The following is a 16,174-nucleotide window of genomic DNA, read 5'->3' on the forward strand; positions in this document are numbered from 1 at the left end:
CTCCCGTTTTTTTATCACTTCAGTCTGGCTTATTGTGCGACTTCCGAGATGCCTTCGACCTTGACTTCGACCCGGCGATCCGGGGCCAGGCAGACGATCAGCTCACGTTTGGAACCGCTGGCGCAGCTGTCGCCGGTGACAGGGTTGCTCTCACCCATGCCTTGTACTTGCACCTTGTCGGCGGGCAGGCCCTTGCCGACCAGGTAGTCGGCGACTGTGCGAGCCCTGTGCTCGGAGAGCGTCTGGTTGTAGCCATCAGCGCCGAGGCGGTCTGTATAGCCCATGACGGTGGCAGTGCCATCCTTGGGTCTGGCGGCTTCAATCTGGCTATAGAGGGTATCCAGAGCCTGGCTGGCTTCCGGTTTGAGGGTCGCCTTGTTGAAGTCAAACAGCACATCCGAGCTGAGGCTAAAGCTTTGTGTCACCGGGGTCGGCGCCGGGACGGGAGCGGGTACCACGGCGGCTTCGGGGGCCTCCTGGCCAAAGCGATACAACATGGCAACCGAGAGCAGACCATTGTCGAGTTCGAGCCCGGTATGATCCATGTCCATATCACCCAGCGGCGTGGTGTATTGGTACTCGAAGCGAGCGGCCCAGTTGCGATCGATGGCGTACTCGGCACCCAGAGCGCCGACAAAGGCAGCGCCATCATCGTTATCCAGCTCTCTGCTACTGGTCCAGGCATAGGCGCCACCGAGGCGACCATACAAATCCAGGCGCTCGGCGACCGGGAAACCGATCTTCATGGTCAGCTGTGCCATCTGGGCCGTCACTTCATCATCACCCTTCAGGGTGGGATCGATCTTGTCGGCGACATCATATTTGTACTTGCCGAGCCAGTCGTACCCCAGCTCTATCCCGACATTCTGATTGATCTGATAACCGGCGAAGGCGCCAGCCCCCAGAGCATCGTCGTCCTCATCGGTAATGTTGAAGTTATCTCTGATGGCGTCATTCTGATCGACACCATAGAAGTTGGACCAACCCAGCTTTGCGCCGCCATACCAGGTGTTGTCTTGTCCTGCCGCCTGGGCGTTGGCCGCCAGCAATCCAGAAACAATCAATGTAATCAATGATTTATTCATATCGTGCCTCTGCAATTTCATGTGAGGGAGGTTTGCCTCAATGGCCCTCCCTTATGGGTCCGGCGGTCATGGCCGTGGGACAGATTAAAGTTAGTCGCTTTTGTAAATGTCGCAACTAACTGAAATAACAATAATTGTTAATGTGCGGGTCTGAGCGCTAATCAACAAACAGGGGGCTGGTCAGCCCCCTGTTTTTTTACATCTCCGTTGGCGAGCGTCGCTGCTAGTTGGGCAGGAATTCGTACTGGCTCTCGATGAAGGCAGCGGCCCGCTCACCCAGGGCGGCATGGACGACTCGGGTGGGATGAACCTGATCCCAGTACATCTTGCCCTCGCAGTCAGGGGCGGTCGCCTTGCGCGCCATCGGGCTGGTGACGGCCTGAGCCAGCAGGGGGTTACCCGCGATGGCGATCCGCTCCTGCGGGCTGAATGCACTGAGGCGGGCGTCATCGCTTGCGCTGCTGGCGGCAAACGGCTTCCACACATAACCACCGTCATAACAGGCGTGCTCGGTGTCGCTCAGCCCGAAATTGTGTGGCTCACGCAGCATCTCATCGAACTGCTTGTCTATCTCGAACAGCCGTACCAGGCCGGTCGGAGCGAGCTGGCGCGCGAGATTGAGCAGCAGGGCGTTGTGGTATTGGGAGACATGGCTGGCTGCCTGGACGACCTGCTGGCTACGGGCCGAGGGGTTTTGACCCAGGTCCGGCAAGTTGAACAAGAGCACCTGCTTGGCACCATTGAGCACGATGCGGTTGGCGGCGTCACTGATGGCATCGCGCACCCGCTTGGCGTCGGTCTCACTGTTCCAGCCGTACGCGAGGTAGTCGTTGGCGCCGACCCAGATGATCACCAGATCTTCCGGTTGGAAGCCGTCTTTTTTCAGAAACTGGGTGACCTCGTAATCCAGGTTGTTGATCACCTGATATTGGGGGTGCCAGGAGATCTTGTTGTAGGCGACGGCGGTGGCGCCCCCTTCGGCCTCATTCGCGATCTTCAGGCCGGGAAACTGTGCATCCAGATGCTCCAGCCAGACGGGGCCGTTGGAGAAGCGCCCCTGATAATAGGGTGGGCTGGAGGGAAGATAACCGCGCATCTTGCCATACATCTTGCCGGTGTCGGACAGGCTGTCACCAAAGACGACAATGCGGGAGAAGGCGGGACGTGGCTCGGCCGCCTGGGCGGTCCAGGCCAGCAGGCCCAGCAGGCAGATAAAACAGGCTCTCATCATGGGGGTTCTCATCTCTGGAGGCAGGCTGTCCTGCGATAGTGCTCAGATCTCGCCATTTTGCGAGTCATTTGAGAATGATAACCCTGTCGAATTTAATTCAACAATCATTGATTTGTCCGCAAGCGATTGCGGTCACACCTCGATCCCCCAAATGGGGTGGCTTCACATATGTTTCACGCTCCCTCTGACATCATGCCTCCATAGCCGCTGTGGCAACCTGTGAAACCTGAGGAAACTGACATGAAAACATTGAGCGCTCTTACCCTGCTGGCCCTGATCTCTGTATCCACCTCCACCCTGGCCGCCTACACCGGACCTGCGGAGCAGAATGTGGTCACTGTCATCCAGCTCAAGGATGTTGCCGATGACAGCTGGGCGACGGTGGAAGGCAAGCTGGTCAAGCACCTGGGCGGTGAGAACTATCTGTTCCGCGATACCAGTGGCGAGGTGGAAGTCGAGATCGATGCGGACGTATGGCGTGGCCAGGAAGTTGGCCCGGATGACTCGGTGCGTCTGCGTGGCGAAGTGGATCACAGCTGGAACAAGACAGAGCTGGAAGTGGAGCAACTGGAGAAGGTGGGTGCCACCCCCCAGAGCAAGGGCGGTTTCATCTCCAAATAGTGCACGGCGCTGGCGATAGGTTGATGTTGATATGAAAAGGGCGCTCCTGGAGCGCCCTTTTGATGTTTTCAATCGTCCGGTTGGGGGATTGAGGGGTGGCTCCTTCAACCCGCCCGGCTGGGCACGGCTCGCTTGAACCCTTTCTCGGCCTGATCGACCTTGTAGAGGTAACGACGTGCTTCCGCTTTGGGATGCTGCTCGGTCAGGACCTGATAGACGGCCTCGGGGGAGAGGCGGTTGATCATGCCGGGTGCGGCCTTGCGGTCGCGGGAGAAGGTATTGAGTACGCCGCCTGCCCCCCCGTTATAGGCGGAGATCACGGCGTAGCGCCGCGAACGGGGATCGGCGATGTCGACCAGGTAGACGGTCTGCAACAGATGCAGATAGGCGGTGCCCACGTCGATGTTGTAGGCCGGATTGAACAGGTCATCCCGGGTCGGTTGACCACTCTTGCCCTTGACCCTGACATAGACATCGCGCCCTGCGGTGGCCGGTATCACCTGCATCAGGCCGTAGGCGTTGGCATGGCTGACCGCATAGGGGTTGAAACTGCTCTCCGTCTTGATCACCGCATAGATAAGGCTCTCGGCGACCCCGTATTTGCGGGAGGCATCGCGGATGATGCTGGCGTACTTGTAGCCACGCTTGTCTTCGTGGTTCGCCACCATGGGGATGTCGACGTAGAAGATGTTGCGAATGCCGAGGGTGCGCTTCTTCATGGCGGTGCTGAGCAGGTAATCGGCATAGCGCTCGGCACGCCAGTCGAAGCGGATCGGCTGACCATTGTTATCGAGCACCTGACCATAGAGGAAGGGCTCGCCGCCGGGCAGTATTTCTCTGTCCGAATAGAGATCCACCTCAGCCGGATCGTCCGGGGTGAGCAGTGTCTCTATGATGGCGCGGCGCAGATGGGACTTGGGATCCAGCCCCGAGACGGTCTCTATCATGATGTGGCCACTGGAGAAGTCGATGTGGGCACGGCTCTTGTATTCATCCGTGTATTTGACGTAGTCAAACTTGCCCGCAAACAGCGCCTCCCGCCCCCATATCTCGTTTACGTTATGGGAGAGGGCGCTGATCATGTGCTCGAAGCCGCGCACGTCCTTGCCGTTGACCAGGTTGTCATCCTGATCATCGCTGGATTTAGGGGGAGATGAGCAGGCACTGAGCAGCAGGGTGGCGCACAACAACCAAAAAATTCGGCCCATAGGATCCTCGAAAGGGGCGGCCAGGCCGCCCGTCACTCACTGGCTGTGGGCTAGGCGAGACGTCATCGCCGACACGTCACCGACGAGGGGGATTCCGCCTGGCTCACAGGTACAACACATTGGCTGCGATCTGGGCGAGGTGTCACCGTCAGCCTGGATCACAGCTACAGCATATTGGCTGTGATCCAGGTGAGGTGTCACCGACGATGGGTATTCAGCCCAGATCACAGGTAGCACTCACTGGCTAGGAGGGGTGTAACCTTCAATGTCGACTTCACCCGCTTCAAACAGGTAGCTCACCATCTCTTTCTCCAGCAACTGACGATGCTCGACGTTCATCATGTTGAGCTTCTTCTCGTTGATCAGCATGATCTGTTTGCGCTGCCATTCGGTCCAGGCTTCCTGGCTGATGTTGTCGAAAATGCGTTTGCCAAGTTCACCCGGGTAGAGTTGGAAAGCCAGGCCGGGGGCCTCTTTTTTCAGGCGTTGGCAAAAAACGGTACGGCTCATATGGACCTCTGTGGTTGCAAGTCGGGATAGCCCAGCAGGCGCGCGGTGGCGGCGGCCAGACCGACCTCATCTGGATGGCACAAGTTATACCAGAGTCGGGTATCGGCTTCCATGAGCGAGGCGGGTGGCGCCTGCTCAAGTTCGATGAGCAGGGGGCGGATATCCAGATGAAAATGGCTGAAAGTGTGGCGAAATCCGGCCAGCTCCCGATAGGGTTGCCCGGTCAGTCCCAGCCGGTTCAGGCAGGGGCCAACCGCCTCCAGGCTGTCAACCTGAGGGAAGCAGTAGAGGCCGCCCCATATCCCCTGGGGTGGGCGCTGCTCGAGCAGCAGTCGATTGCCCTGGCGGATCATCAGCATGATGCCGTTGCGGGCCGGGATGCTCTTCTTGGGCTTGCTGTTGGGGTAGGCGGTGGGGTTGCCCTGCGACAGCCCCTGGCAATCGGCCTGCACCGGGCAGCGTTCACAGGCCGGTTTGCTGCGGGTGCAAATGGTGGCGCCCATGTCCATCATGGCCTGGTTGTAATGGGCGACCCCCAGCCGTGGTGTGAGTCGGGTCGCCAGCTCCCACAGATCATTTTCCACCGGCTTCTGACCGGGCCAGCCGGGCAGGGCCAGCCAGCGGGTGAGCACTCGCTTGACGTTGCCATCCAGGATCGCATGAGGTTGGCCGAGAGAGAGGGAGAGCACGGCGCCAGCCGTGGAGCGACCAATGCCAGGCAAGGCGACCACCTCGTCGAACTGTTCGGGGAACAGGCCCTGGTGCCGGTCGCGGATCTGCTGGGCCGCCTTGTGCAGGTTGCGTGCCCGGGCGTAGTAGCCGAGCCCGGTCCAGTGGTGCAACACCTCATCGATGGGGGCATCGGCCAGGGCCATCACGTCCGGGAAACGCCCCATGAAGCGCTCATAGTAAGGGATCACGGTGGCGACCTGAGTCTGTTGCAGCATGATCTCGGAGACCCAGACCCGATAGGGGGTCTTCTCCTGCTGCCAGGGCAGGGTCTTGCGTCCATGGATCTGATACCAGTCCAGGATACGGTTGGCGAAGGTGGTGTCGCTCGGTGTGCTCACATTGTGCTCATGTTATCTATCTGAGAGCGGAAAGGAGTCACGGACGGCGGCCATGGCCGGAGCCCCGTGCAAGGGCTGGCTGGCGCAACGTGTTGACTCGCAATGCTCTCATCTTGTTGATTAAAAAGGGGAGCTCTGGGGCTCCCTCTCTTGTTGTTTGCCGCGTTGAACGAACCTGACCCGGCAGCCTAGTCGCGGCGGACGGGATTACCCCAGCCAATCCTGCAAGGCCTTCAGGCTGACGGATTGGCCGGCCACGCCGAGGACTATGTAGTCCTGGGCAATGGCTTGCAGGATGACGCCGGGCGCCACCTCGTTGCCTTCCCGTATCTCACGGCCATTGATCACCACGCTGCGCTTGGCCGGATTGGAAGAGTAGAGGTGGGCCCCATAGGCGAGTCGAGGGATCTGCTGACGCAGTGCCGGGGGCAGTGCCGCAATGGGGACGACCTGGGACGCCGCAGACTGGGTCTGAAGCGGGGCGGACTCTGGCTCGGGCTCCAGCGGCACATTGTTGAGGGCGCTTTGCAGTAGTGCGGCGAGATCCTGGTTGCCGGGTTCGTGGATCACCTGTTCCTGGACCGGCTTGGGCTGAACCACGGGTTCGGGCAGGGGGGGCGGCAGCGGGCGGGTGATCATCTCCCCGGGTTCGACCCGCATGAAGGGCGCCGTGACTATCTCCTTGACCTCGACTCTCTCTTCTATGGGGCGGTTATGAAGCAGATGCCAGCCATAATTGGCCGCGGCCCCCATGGCGATGGCCAGCGGTGCCAGCAACCACCAGATCCAGGCGCGGTTTGGTTCCTCTTCCCGGGTGACCGGCAGCCCCATGGCGGGAATATGGGGGGCGTGCTGGGGGGCATCGGCCCGTCGCAGGGCCTTGAGCAGGGTCGACATCAGGCAGTCACTCCAGGGAGAGGGCGGACGGAGGCAACATGGTTCGCTGCCAGGATGGCGGTTGGGGCTCGCATCAGGAGGCATCCTCCAGCTTGGGCATGGGTTCACCGGCCAGCACGTTCAGGTGCAGCAAGGTATTGCTACCGGCGATACCATCCGGATTGAGCCCCTGTTCACGCTGGAACTGCTGCAGCTTGGCCTTGAGCGCGCCATCGAAGCGCTTCACCTTGCGTTCGGGTTGCTGCAAGGCCCGGCTCAGGGCATTGTCGAGCCACTGCACCTGCTCGGCGCCAGCGTTGTTGCCAATCAGGGCCACACCCCCCTTGGGCAGGCGCCACAGCAGGGTGTAACTGCCCCCCCAGTTGTCTTCAAGCCATTGGCGTTCCACCTGCCAGCGCTGCTTGCCGATCAGCAAGGATGCCTTGTCTGGGCCGAGCTGGGTGAGGGTCGCGTAATAGAGACCGCCGTTCTCATCATTCAGACTGATGAGTGCCGGGTATTGCAGGGCTTGCAGCTCCAGGAGGGAAGCCTCGCCCTCCTGACAGCGCAGCCCGGCGCGGGGGGCATTGTCACAGATGGCCTCCTCCAGACTGGTCTGATAGCCCCACACCTTGAACAGATTCTGCATGGCGACATCGGGCTCGATGGCCTGATTGATGGCACGGGTCAGCTGCTCTTGCTGCTCGGCGCTGTTGTCGACCTTGACCGGCACTTCGACCTTGACCACGGGACGCTCGGGGAAGATGCCGACGAACTGCCAGCCCCACCAGCCGAGGGTGACCAGCAGGGCGCCAGCCAGGGCCACGGTCAGCCCGGATTGCCAGCTTCCTTCGTCGCGAATACCACTCACTTCATAGGCCGCCACACTGATGTCCTTGTGGCTCACCTTGTGGCTGGCCCGGGCAAAGGCGCCGATCAGGGCGCGGTCGCAGATGAGGTTGATGAGCCGCGGTATGCCGCCGGAGAGCCGGTGCAGGGTGGCGAGGGCCTTGGGGGTGAAGATGGGTTGCACGCAGCCCGCGACCTGGAGACGAAAGCGCACATAGGCATCGACGTCCGTGGCCGAGAGCGGCAACAGGTGATAACGGGCCGTGATGCGCTGGGCCAGCTGACGCAGCAGAGGCTGGCGCAGCATCTGTTGCAGCTCGGGTTGGCCGATGAGTATCACCTGCAGCAGCTTCTTCTCGTCGGTCTCCAGATTGGTGAGCAGCCGCAACTGCTCCAGTACCCCGGGCAGCAGGTGCTGCGCCTCATCGACCAGTACCACGCTGCGCTTGCCCGCCGCCAGATTGGCGAGCAGATGGTCGCGGATCAGATCAAACAGCGTCTTGAGACCGGCATCGGCTTCATAGGGCAACTGATACTCGTCACAGATGGCCGCCAGCAGATCCCGTTCGGTGAGCGAAGGATTGAGGATGTAGGCTATCTCGGTGTCGGCGGGCAGCTGTTGCAGCAGGCAGCGGGACACAGTGGTCTTGCCGGTGCCCACCTCGCCGGTGAGCAAAACGAAGCCTCCGCCATCTTGCAGGCCGTAGTTGAGATGGGCGAGCGCCTCCCCGTGCCGTTCACTCATATAGAGATATTTGGGATTGGGCGAGATGGAGAAGGGCGCTTCCGACAGACCGAAGAACTGTGTGTACATAAGGATCCATTCCATTGTTATGGCGGCAGGTTAAAGCCTCACCGGGGTTATGTCAAAGACCCGAAAACCCCGGCAAGCAGGGGCCATCGTGCCCGAGGGGCAAAGCCGATATAATCGGGGCAGCATCCATGAGGGAGAGAGTCGATTTGCAGATCTATCTGGTAGGGGGGGCGATCCGGGATCGCCTGTTGGGATTGCCGCAAGGGGACCGGGATCATCTGGTGGTCGGGGCCACGGTCGAGCAGATGCTGGCGCAAGGTTACAGCCAGGTCGGTCGCGATTTTCCGGTGTTCCTGCATCCCAAGACCCATGAGGAGTACGCCCTGGCGCGCACCGAGCGCAAGCAGGGCCAGGGCTACACCGGCTTCGTCTGCCATGCGGCGCCCGATGTCACGCTCGAGCAAGATTTGCTGCGCCGGGATCTCACCGTCAATGCCATCGCCGAGGATGAGTCTGGCCAGCTCCATGACCCCTATGGTGGTTTGCAGGATCTTGAGCAGCGGCTGCTGCGCCATGTCTCCCCTGCTTTTAGCGAGGATCCCTTGCGCGTCTTGCGGGTGGCCCGCTTCGCGGCCCGCTTCCATGCCCAGGGCTTCGTGGTGGCGCCAGAGACCCTGGCCCTGATGCGCGAGATGACAGAGGCGGGGGAGTTGGCCCACCTGACCCCGGAGCGGGTCTGGAAGGAGCTGGAGCGGGTATTGATGGGGCCGACCCCGGCGGTCTTCTTCGAGGTATTGCGCTCATGTGGCGCCCTCAAGGCGCTCTTCCCCGAACTCGATGCCCTGTTTGGGGTACCGGCGCCTGCCAAGTGGCACCCGGAGATTGATACCGGCATCCACACCCTCATGGTGCTGGAGCAGGCTTGCCAGCGCTCTTCCACCCTGGCGGTGCGCTTTGCGGCCCTGTGTCACGACTTTGGCAAGGGGTTGACCCCCAAAGAGTTCTGGCCCAGCCATCATGGCCACGGTCAGAAGGGATTACCGCTCATTCGTGATTTTTGCGAGCGCTTCAAGGTGCCTGGAGATTGCCGGGATCTGGCGCTCTTGGTGAGCGATCTGCACACCCATATCCACATCGCCTTCGAACTCAAGCCCGCCACCCTGCTCAAGGTGTTCGACAAGGCGGATGCCTGGCGCAGGCCGGAGCGCTTCGCCCAGCTGCTCGATGCCTGCCGCGCCGACTTCCATGGCCGTACCGGCTTTGAGGAGCGAGTCTATGCCGAGCCGGATTATGTGGCGCAGGCGCTCGAAGCGGCTCAGGCCGTGCCGGTCAAGGAGATAGTGGCGGCAGGTTTCAAGGGGGAGGCGATCCGCGAGCAGCTCGCCAAGCGGCGGCTCGATGCCATCAGCCGGGTCAGGGACGAGTGGACCTTCCTGGACGAGACATGAGGCTGCCAGGGTCAGGGGAACGCTGATAGGGCACCGTCCCTGGAGAGTGGGAGATGAGGATAAAAAAAGCCCGGGTCATTGACCCGGGCTTTTTGCTGGCAGAGTGGCCTGTATCAGGAGAAACAGGCTTCTAGCACATAGAAGATAACGATGGCCAGAATGGCACCCGCGGGCAGGGTGATGACCCAGGAGACCACGATATTGCGCAGCACGCCCAGGTTCAGGGCCGCGATACCGCGGGCCAGACCCACCCCCATGACGGCACCCACCAGTGTCTGGGTGGTGGAAATGGGCAGGCCGGTACCAGAGGCAATCACCACGGTGGCCGCGGTGGCCAGCTGGGCGGCGAAGCCACGGCTCGGGGTCAGGTGCGTGATGCCGGTACCGACAGTCGCCATCACCTTCTCACCCATGGTCGCCAGGCCAATGACGATGCCTATCCCACCCAGGGGCAGGATCCACCAGGCGATAGAGGAGTTGCCGGTGATCTGCCCTGCACTCTCGACGGTGGAGACCACGGCGGAGAGTGGGCCTATGGCGTTGGCGACATCGTTGGAGCCGTGGGCAAACGCCATGGCACAGGCGGTGATCACCATCAGGATGCCAAACACCTTCTCCACGTTGGCGAAGTGCATCTTGTTGTCATCGACCGGGTTGTAGTTCTGTCTACGAATGTAGAACCAACCCGCAATGGCCAGGGCGATGGAGATGCCCACGGAGAGCAGTATGCCCTCACTGTTGCTCAGATGCAGACCAACGTGGGACAGCCCCTTCTTGATGGTCACCAGACAGATGACCAACGCGGTCAGGAACATGTAGAAGGGGACGTAGCGCTTGGCGTTGCCCAGGGGATCATCGGTGTTGAAGATGAGCTTCTGCACGCTGATGAACATGAAGTAGGCGATGACACCGGAGAGCGCCGGCGTCACTATCCAGGAGCCCACTATGCCGCCGAACTTGCTCCACTGCACCGCTTCCGGACCGACGCTCACCACGGCAAAACCAACGATGGCGCCAATGATGGAGTGGGTGGTGGAGACGGGCCAGCCGAAGTAGGAGGCCAGGATCAGCCAAAGACCCGCCGCCAGCAAGGAGGAGATCATACCGAGCACCAGAATGTCCGGGCTATCGGTGAAGGCGTTGGTATCTATGATGCCATTGCGTATGGTGGCAGTGACTTCACCACCGGCCAGATAGGCCCCGGCGAACTCAAAGATCATGGCGATGATGATGGCCTGACGGATGGTCAGGGATTTGGTGCCGACCGACGTGCCCATGGCATTGGCAACGTCATTGGCGCCAATACCCCAGGCCATCAAAAAGCCGAACAAGGCCGCCACGATCACCAGAGTGGTGCCGTAATTCGCGATAATGTCCATTAGTAATTTTTACCCAGTCAGTCGATTAGGAACGAGCCAGCATCAGTTCCAGACGGGCGCCTACACGCTCAGCCTGGTCCGCCAGATCACCAACCCATTCGAGGATCTTGTACAGGAAAATAACGTCGATCGGATTGTAGTTGTGCTCCACAGTCTGGAGTTTCTGCCGCAAACCAATCTGCATGGTATCAGTATCGTCCTCGATCAAATCCAGCTGGTGGATCATCTCGGCAACCATCTCAACTTCACGTCCCTTGAAGCCGGTTTCGAGCAGCTCATCGAGTTCTCCGATGGCTTTTTCGGCTTGGGCGGTCGCATCGATACAGCGTTTGAGATAGGCCATGACGTCGGCACGCATCTCGGTGGGGAATTCCATATGACGGCCCAACATGCGGCCGGAAATGTCCTTGGCACGATTGGCTATCTTGTCCTGTTGGGTCAAAAGCTCCAGCAAGTCGGTGCGCGCAACCGGCAGAAACAGACCGCGAGGCAGTTTCAGACGAATTTCACGCTTGAGGATGTCGGCTTCTTTTTCCAGTTGGGAGATCTGCTGACGAATACGTTCGGCATCACTCCAACGACCATCGGCGATGGCGTCAAAGAAGGGGATAAGTTGCTGAGAACACTCGTGAACTTTCACAATATGCTTTTGCAACGGCTTGATGGGCGACTTGGCAAAAAGCCCTAAAATAGTATTTACTGGCATGGTAAAAACCTGTGTCGGTGAAAAAACACTCGATACGATTCTATGAGGCGCGCATGGTAACCGAACTGCGCGACCAATAAAACAGCGAACTTCATCTTAACGTCACGCAGGCAGTATATCCGCGCCGTCTGGTGGCCGCCTCCCTAAACTCCCTTTTTGCCCGGAAAACCTATGCAAACCGAGATTGAAATCAAATTTCTCATCGCTAGCGCCCCCCATGATGACTTGGCGCATAAGCTGAATATCCTTTTGAATTCACTAACTATTACCTCTCACTCCCAGGCCTTGCTCGGCAACACCTACTTTGATACCGCAGACTTGGCGCTGCGTCGGCTCGACATGGGGCTGCGTATCCGCCGCAGCGATGATTTCGCTGAACAAACCATCAAGTGTCGGGGCCAGGGAGTGGGGGGGTTGCATGCCAGACCTGAATATAATGCCCCTGTCATGGGGGACTCGCCGAATTTGGGCGATTTTCCTGCCACTATCTGGCCCAAAGGGGAGGATCTGGCCGCCTTGCAGGCTGCGCTGTTGCCTCAGTTTCGAACCGATTTCCTGCGCCGCCACTGGCTGATCGCCTATGAGGGAGCGGAGATAGAGTTGGCCTGGGATCAGGGGGAGATAGCGGGCAAGGGGGGATGTGAGGCTATCGATGAGTTGGAGCTGGAGCTCAAGACGGGGTCGACGGCGGCCCTGCTCGCCCTGGCAGAGCGCCTGGGGGCCATTCCCGGCTTGAGACTGGGCGTGCAGTCCAAGGCCCAGCGCGGTTATCGTTTGGCGGGGCTGGGCAAGGCGCTGGTGCCGCGCGCCATCCCCTCAGTGGCGCAGTGGGACGCCCTGTCGCTGCGCCAGCGAGTACAGGCTGGCCTCGAACATTGGCAGCATCATGAGCAGATCTGCGCGCTGCAAGAGGATATGAGCGGCTGGCCCGGCCTGATGGCGGGTCTGGCGCTGATAGCCAAGGGGCTGGATGGCGCTCAAGAGCGTCCGGAGTGGGCTCAGCATCTGACCGATACCCGGGCCGAGCTTACGAGCCTGGATGAGGCAGGGCAAGCGACCTGGCTGTCTCGGGCCGATTATGTACCGCTACAGCTTGCCATCATTGCCTGGCTGCAATCCTGAGCAAGGGCGTCCCCCGGGCGGCACTACTTTTCTACTCGCCGAGTTAATAGCCAGGCAGCAAAAAACAGGCAGCAAAAAGGAGTGAGGCCATGCCCCACTCCTTTTGTCTGTCTGGAGCCGGTGTTGTCTGCCCGGATGGGGCGTTAGCGTACCTGGGTGTAGATCTTGGCGGTGCTGGTGATGCTGGCGCTCCCCTCACAGGTCTGATCGAGCAGCGTGCGCTCGCAGGGTTCTCCGTTGAGTTCGATGCAGAAATCGAAGCGGGACTGGCTCTTGAGGGTTTGATGGCTCTTGTTGAATTCGGTCGGCTGCCACTGCCAGCGAGAGAGGGCCTCGATGGCGGCATCGGAGTAACGCTCATCGGTGCGTGACACTATGCGTATCTGGGCCGCCTCGCCGCTCGGGGTGATCAGATATTCCAGGGTGGTGCAGCCCATCTCACCGGCGGCGACCGCCTCCTTGGGATAGCGGGGCTCCACTGTGCGGCTGGGCTGCCAGTTGGCAGAGACTTCACTGGCCGAACTGAGTGGTCTTGGGCCGAAATCCAGCGATGGGGATTGCTGGCTACAGGCGCTGACTCCCAGTAGTGCGACGCTCAATAGAGTGATCTTGTTCATTTGCTTCCCTTCATGGGCCCTGGCGCCCTGTCCTGCTTATCATTTTGATTATTAATAAAATATCACGCTTCGATTGAAAACCTTTGGCTGTCAAAAATGATAAGGAAATCGTGAAAAGGCGGTTTTCCCAGCAGTTTCACATCAGTAATAACCGGGATCTTCCTTGCTGGGCCTGGTCTTGAAGCGACGATGCAGCCACATATACTGCTCGGGGGCTCGGCGCACGGCGGTTTCAATTTCCCGATTGACCCGCGCGGCATCCGCCAGCTCATCCCCACTAGGATAGTCCGCGAGTGGCGCCCCTATATTCAGTTCGTACCCCTTGGCGGTACGAATGTTGTAGCAGGGCAGGGTGACGCTGTTCTTGACCCGTGCCAGGGTGGCGGTACCTGTGATGGTGGCGGCCTTCTCGACCGCGAAGTAGGGCACGAAGACGCTGGCATGGCTGCCGTAGTCGTGGTCCGGTGCGTACCAGAGCGCATCCCCGTTGCGCAGCGCCTTGATCATCCCCTTCACGTCGGTGCGATCGACCAGGTACTTGTTGGAGGCGCAGCGGCCATGGTACTGGGCATACTCCAGCACTGGATTGGTATTGGGGCGATAGACGCCGACCCCGGGCCTGACCAGGCCGAAACAGCGGGCGTTGAGTTCCAGAGTCAAGAAGTGGCAGGAGAGCAGCAACATGCCCTGGCCCTTGGCCACGGCGTTGTGGACATGCTCTTCCCCCTTGACCGTCATCAGCTTGTGCATGCGCCAATCCGGCCAGAACCAGGCCATACCCACCTCGAAGATGGCGCAACCTACGCTGTCGAAGTTCTGCTTGAGCAGCACCTCGCGCTCGTCCCGGCTCAGTTCGGGCAGGGCCAGCTCAAGATTGCGACGGGCAATTTTCACCCTGGACTTGAGCAGACGGCGGGCGAGGGCGCCCAGGCCACGACCTAGCCACATCTGGGTACGCCATGGCAACAGGACCAGCAACCAGAGCAGGGAAAGCCCTAACCAGCTGCCCCAATAGCGGGGGTGAAATAGAGGAGGGGTGAGGCGGGGAGTATTATCTTGGGCCATGAAGATTCTCGTGTTCGCAAACTCAGTCGGGGGATTCTAGCCGAAAAATACGGCCGCTGGCGAATGGCGCGGCCAATGGCGTTGTTAACACGGCGCCAGAGACTGTGATAAAATCCTCTGCTGATTTTTCCGGTTGTGAGAGTCGATACAGATGAAGATCACCCTGCCCGATTTTGAAAAAGCCCGCGTACTGGTTGTCGGCGATGTCATGCTGGATCGCTACTGGCATGGCCCCACCGGCCGTATCTCGCCGGAAGCGCCGGTACCCGTGGTCAAGGTAGAGCACATCGAGGAGCGCCCGGGTGGCGCGGCCAACGTGGCGCTCAACTCGGCGGCCCTCGGCGCTCACGCCGTGCTGCTGGGCCTGACCGGGCAGGATGAGGCCGCCGATGCGTTGGCGAGCCAGATGGCCGGGGTCAAGGTGGCCTGCGACTTCGTGCGCCTCAGGGACTATCCCACCATCACCAAGCTGCGGGTATTGTCACGCAACCAGCAACTGCTGCGCCTGGACTTCGAGGAGGCCTTCCACGATGTCGACGCCTCGCTGCTGATGGGCAAGGTCGAGCAGGCGCTGCCTCATGCCGATGTGATGATCCTCTCCGACTATGGCAAGGGCGCGCTCAACGATGTGCCGGGCATGATAGCCCGTGCCCGTGCCGCCGGTATTCCTGTGCTGGTTGACCCCAAGGGGACCGAGTTCGAGAAGTACCGTGGTGCCACTTTGCTCACCCCCAACATGTCCGAGTTCGAGGCGGTGGTGGGCAAGGTGAAGAGTGAACAGGAATTGGTCAGCCGTGGCCTGGAGCTGGTCAAGCGCTTCGAGCTGGATGCCTTGCTGGTGACCCGCTCCGAGAATGGCATGACCCTGATCCGTGCAGGACAGGAAGAGTTGCATCTGCCCGCTCAGGCCCATGAGGTCTATGACGTGACCGGGGCCGGTGACACCGTCATCTCGACCCTGGCTACCGCTCTGGCCGCCGGCAAGACCCTGGACGAGGCGTGCGCCCTGGCCAACACCGCCGCGGGCATAGTGGTCGGCAAGCTCGGTACCTCCACCGTCAGCCCGGTCGAGCTGGCCAATGCGCTCTACAACGAGCACGAGACCGGCTTTGGTGTGCTCTCCGAGCAGCAGCTCAAGATAGCGGTCGATGCCGCTCGTCGTCGTGGCGAGAAGGTGGTCATGACCAACGGCTGCTTCGATATCCTGCACGCCGGCCATGTCTCCTATCTTGCCAATGCAGGCAAGCTGGGGGATCGCCTGATCGTCGCGGTCAACACCGATGAATCCGTGCGCCGCCTCAAGGGGCCGGGCCGCCCGGTCAATCCGACCGAGCGTCGCATGACCGTATTGGCCGCCCTGGGTGCCGTGGATTGGGTCGTGCCCTTTGCCGAGGATACCCCCCAGCGCCTGATCGCCGAGATACTGCCGGATCTGCTGGTCAAGGGGGGTGACTACCAACCCGAAGAGATCGCCGGTTATGACGAAGTGACCGCCAATGGCGGCGAGGTGCGAGTCCTCAACTTCGAGGATGGCTGCTCTACCAGCGACATCATCAAGACCATTCGCGAACGCGGATAAGCGATAGCCGCCCTGAAAAACCGGCCAAGGCTGGTTCTTCGGGCTGTTATTCAG

At 60.4% G+C, this 16,174-nt stretch carries 15 protein-coding genes; 4 read left to right on the forward strand and 11 right to left on the reverse strand.

All coding sequences use genetic code 11. From position 1 onward, the window contains the following. Positions 1 to 29: 29 nt before the first annotated feature. Both ompA and M2367_RS12720 read right to left on the reverse strand, forming a co-directional pair. Positions 30 to 1,085, reverse strand: coding sequence for a porin OmpA (gene ompA, locus M2367_RS12715; protein WP_259236878.1), 1,056 nt, complete (start codon positions 1,083 to 1,085; stop codon positions 30 to 32). Between the two features lie 223 nt (positions 1,086 to 1,308). After that, positions 1,309 to 2,313: an SGNH/GDSL hydrolase family protein gene (locus tag M2367_RS12720; protein WP_259236941.1), complete on the reverse strand. Its 1,005-nt coding sequence runs from the start codon at positions 2,311 to 2,313 to the stop codon at positions 1,309 to 1,311. Between the two features lie 243 nt (positions 2,314 to 2,556). Here M2367_RS12720 and M2367_RS12725 point away from each other — a divergent pair, with 243 nt between their 5' ends. Continuing rightward, positions 2,557 to 2,937 carry a YgiW/YdeI family stress tolerance OB fold protein gene (locus M2367_RS12725; protein WP_259236879.1) on the forward strand — a complete coding sequence of 127 codons (381 nt, stop codon included), beginning with the start codon at positions 2,557 to 2,559 and terminating at the stop codon, positions 2,935 to 2,937. A gap of 104 nt (positions 2,938 to 3,041) precedes the next feature. Here M2367_RS12725 and mltC read toward each other — a convergent pair whose 3' ends face one another. The 5 genes from mltC to M2367_RS12750 form a co-directional block, all read right to left on the reverse strand. Next, complete coding sequence (gene mltC, locus M2367_RS12730; protein ID WP_224431974.1) at positions 3,042 to 4,145, reverse strand: membrane-bound lytic murein transglycosylase MltC; 1,104 nt, start codon at positions 4,143 to 4,145, stop codon at positions 3,042 to 3,044. 237 nt (positions 4,146 to 4,382) lie between these two features. Further along, positions 4,383 to 4,655, reverse strand: a complete 273-nt coding sequence (locus tag M2367_RS12735) for an oxidative damage protection protein (RefSeq protein ID WP_005895067.1) — start codon at positions 4,653 to 4,655, stop codon at positions 4,383 to 4,385. Beyond that, positions 4,652 to 5,725, reverse strand: coding sequence for an A/G-specific adenine glycosylase (gene mutY / locus M2367_RS12740; protein WP_259236880.1), 1,074 nt, complete (start codon positions 5,723 to 5,725; stop codon positions 4,652 to 4,654). Before mutY ends, M2367_RS12735 begins: the two co-directional genes overlap by 4 nt. A 207-nt stretch (positions 5,726 to 5,932) precedes the next feature. After that, positions 5,933 to 6,622 (reverse strand): GspB family T2SS assembly factor variant ExeB, encoded by a 690-nt coding sequence (gene exeB / locus M2367_RS12745; RefSeq protein ID WP_259236881.1) that lies wholly within the window; start codon positions 6,620 to 6,622, stop codon positions 5,933 to 5,935. Between the two features lie 73 nt (positions 6,623 to 6,695). Beyond that, entirely contained in the window at positions 6,696 to 8,264 is a 1,569-nt protein-coding gene (locus M2367_RS12750) for an ExeA family protein (protein WP_259236882.1), read from the reverse strand. Positions 8,265 to 8,410: 146 nt separating this feature from the next. Here M2367_RS12750 and M2367_RS12755 point away from each other — a divergent pair, with 146 nt between their 5' ends. Then, complete coding sequence (locus M2367_RS12755; protein WP_259236942.1) at positions 8,411 to 9,652, forward strand: multifunctional CCA addition/repair protein; 1,242 nt, start codon at positions 8,411 to 8,413, stop codon at positions 9,650 to 9,652. A 113-nt stretch (positions 9,653 to 9,765) separates the two neighbouring features. On the opposite strand, the gene M2367_RS12760 is transcribed toward M2367_RS12755, so the two are convergent. Further along, the gene (locus M2367_RS12760; protein ID WP_042041709.1) at positions 9,766 to 11,031 is read right to left on the reverse strand and encodes an inorganic phosphate transporter; all 1,266 of its coding nucleotides are present in this window, start codon (positions 11,029 to 11,031) and stop codon (positions 9,766 to 9,768) included. 25 nt (positions 11,032 to 11,056) lie between these two features. Beyond that, a complete protein-coding gene (locus M2367_RS12765; protein WP_005894260.1) occupies positions 11,057 to 11,737 on the reverse strand; it encodes a TIGR00153 family protein in 681 nt (226 codons plus the stop codon). Between the two features lie 171 nt (positions 11,738 to 11,908). On the opposite strand from M2367_RS12765, the gene M2367_RS12770 reads away from it, so the two are divergent. Further along, the gene (locus M2367_RS12770; protein ID WP_259236883.1) at positions 11,909 to 12,859 is read left to right on the forward strand and encodes an inorganic triphosphatase; all 951 of its coding nucleotides are present in this window, start codon (positions 11,909 to 11,911) and stop codon (positions 12,857 to 12,859) included. A 143-nt stretch (positions 12,860 to 13,002) separates the two neighbouring features. Here M2367_RS12770 and M2367_RS12775 read toward each other — a convergent pair whose 3' ends face one another. After that, entirely contained in the window at positions 13,003 to 13,476 is a 474-nt protein-coding gene (locus M2367_RS12775) for an energy transducer TonB (protein ID WP_259236884.1), read from the reverse strand. 141 nt (positions 13,477 to 13,617) lie between these two features. Further along, positions 13,618 to 14,541 carry an LpxL/LpxP family Kdo(2)-lipid IV(A) lauroyl/palmitoleoyl acyltransferase gene (lpxL, locus tag M2367_RS12780; protein ID WP_259236885.1) on the reverse strand — a complete coding sequence of 308 codons (924 nt, stop codon included), beginning with the start codon at positions 14,539 to 14,541 and terminating at the stop codon, positions 13,618 to 13,620. A gap of 151 nt (positions 14,542 to 14,692) precedes the next feature. Between lpxL and hldE the strand changes: the two genes are divergently transcribed. Then, positions 14,693 to 16,120 (forward strand): bifunctional D-glycero-beta-D-manno-heptose-7-phosphate kinase/D-glycero-beta-D-manno-heptose 1-phosphate adenylyltransferase HldE, encoded by a 1,428-nt coding sequence (gene hldE, locus M2367_RS12785; protein ID WP_042041703.1) that lies wholly within the window; start codon positions 14,693 to 14,695, stop codon positions 16,118 to 16,120. The last annotated feature ends 54 nt before the right edge of the window (positions 16,121 to 16,174 follow it).

Source organism: Aeromonas sp. BIGb0445, assembly GCF_024809075.1.
Taxonomy (GTDB): domain Bacteria; phylum Pseudomonadota; class Gammaproteobacteria; order Enterobacterales; family Aeromonadaceae; genus Aeromonas; species Aeromonas rivuli.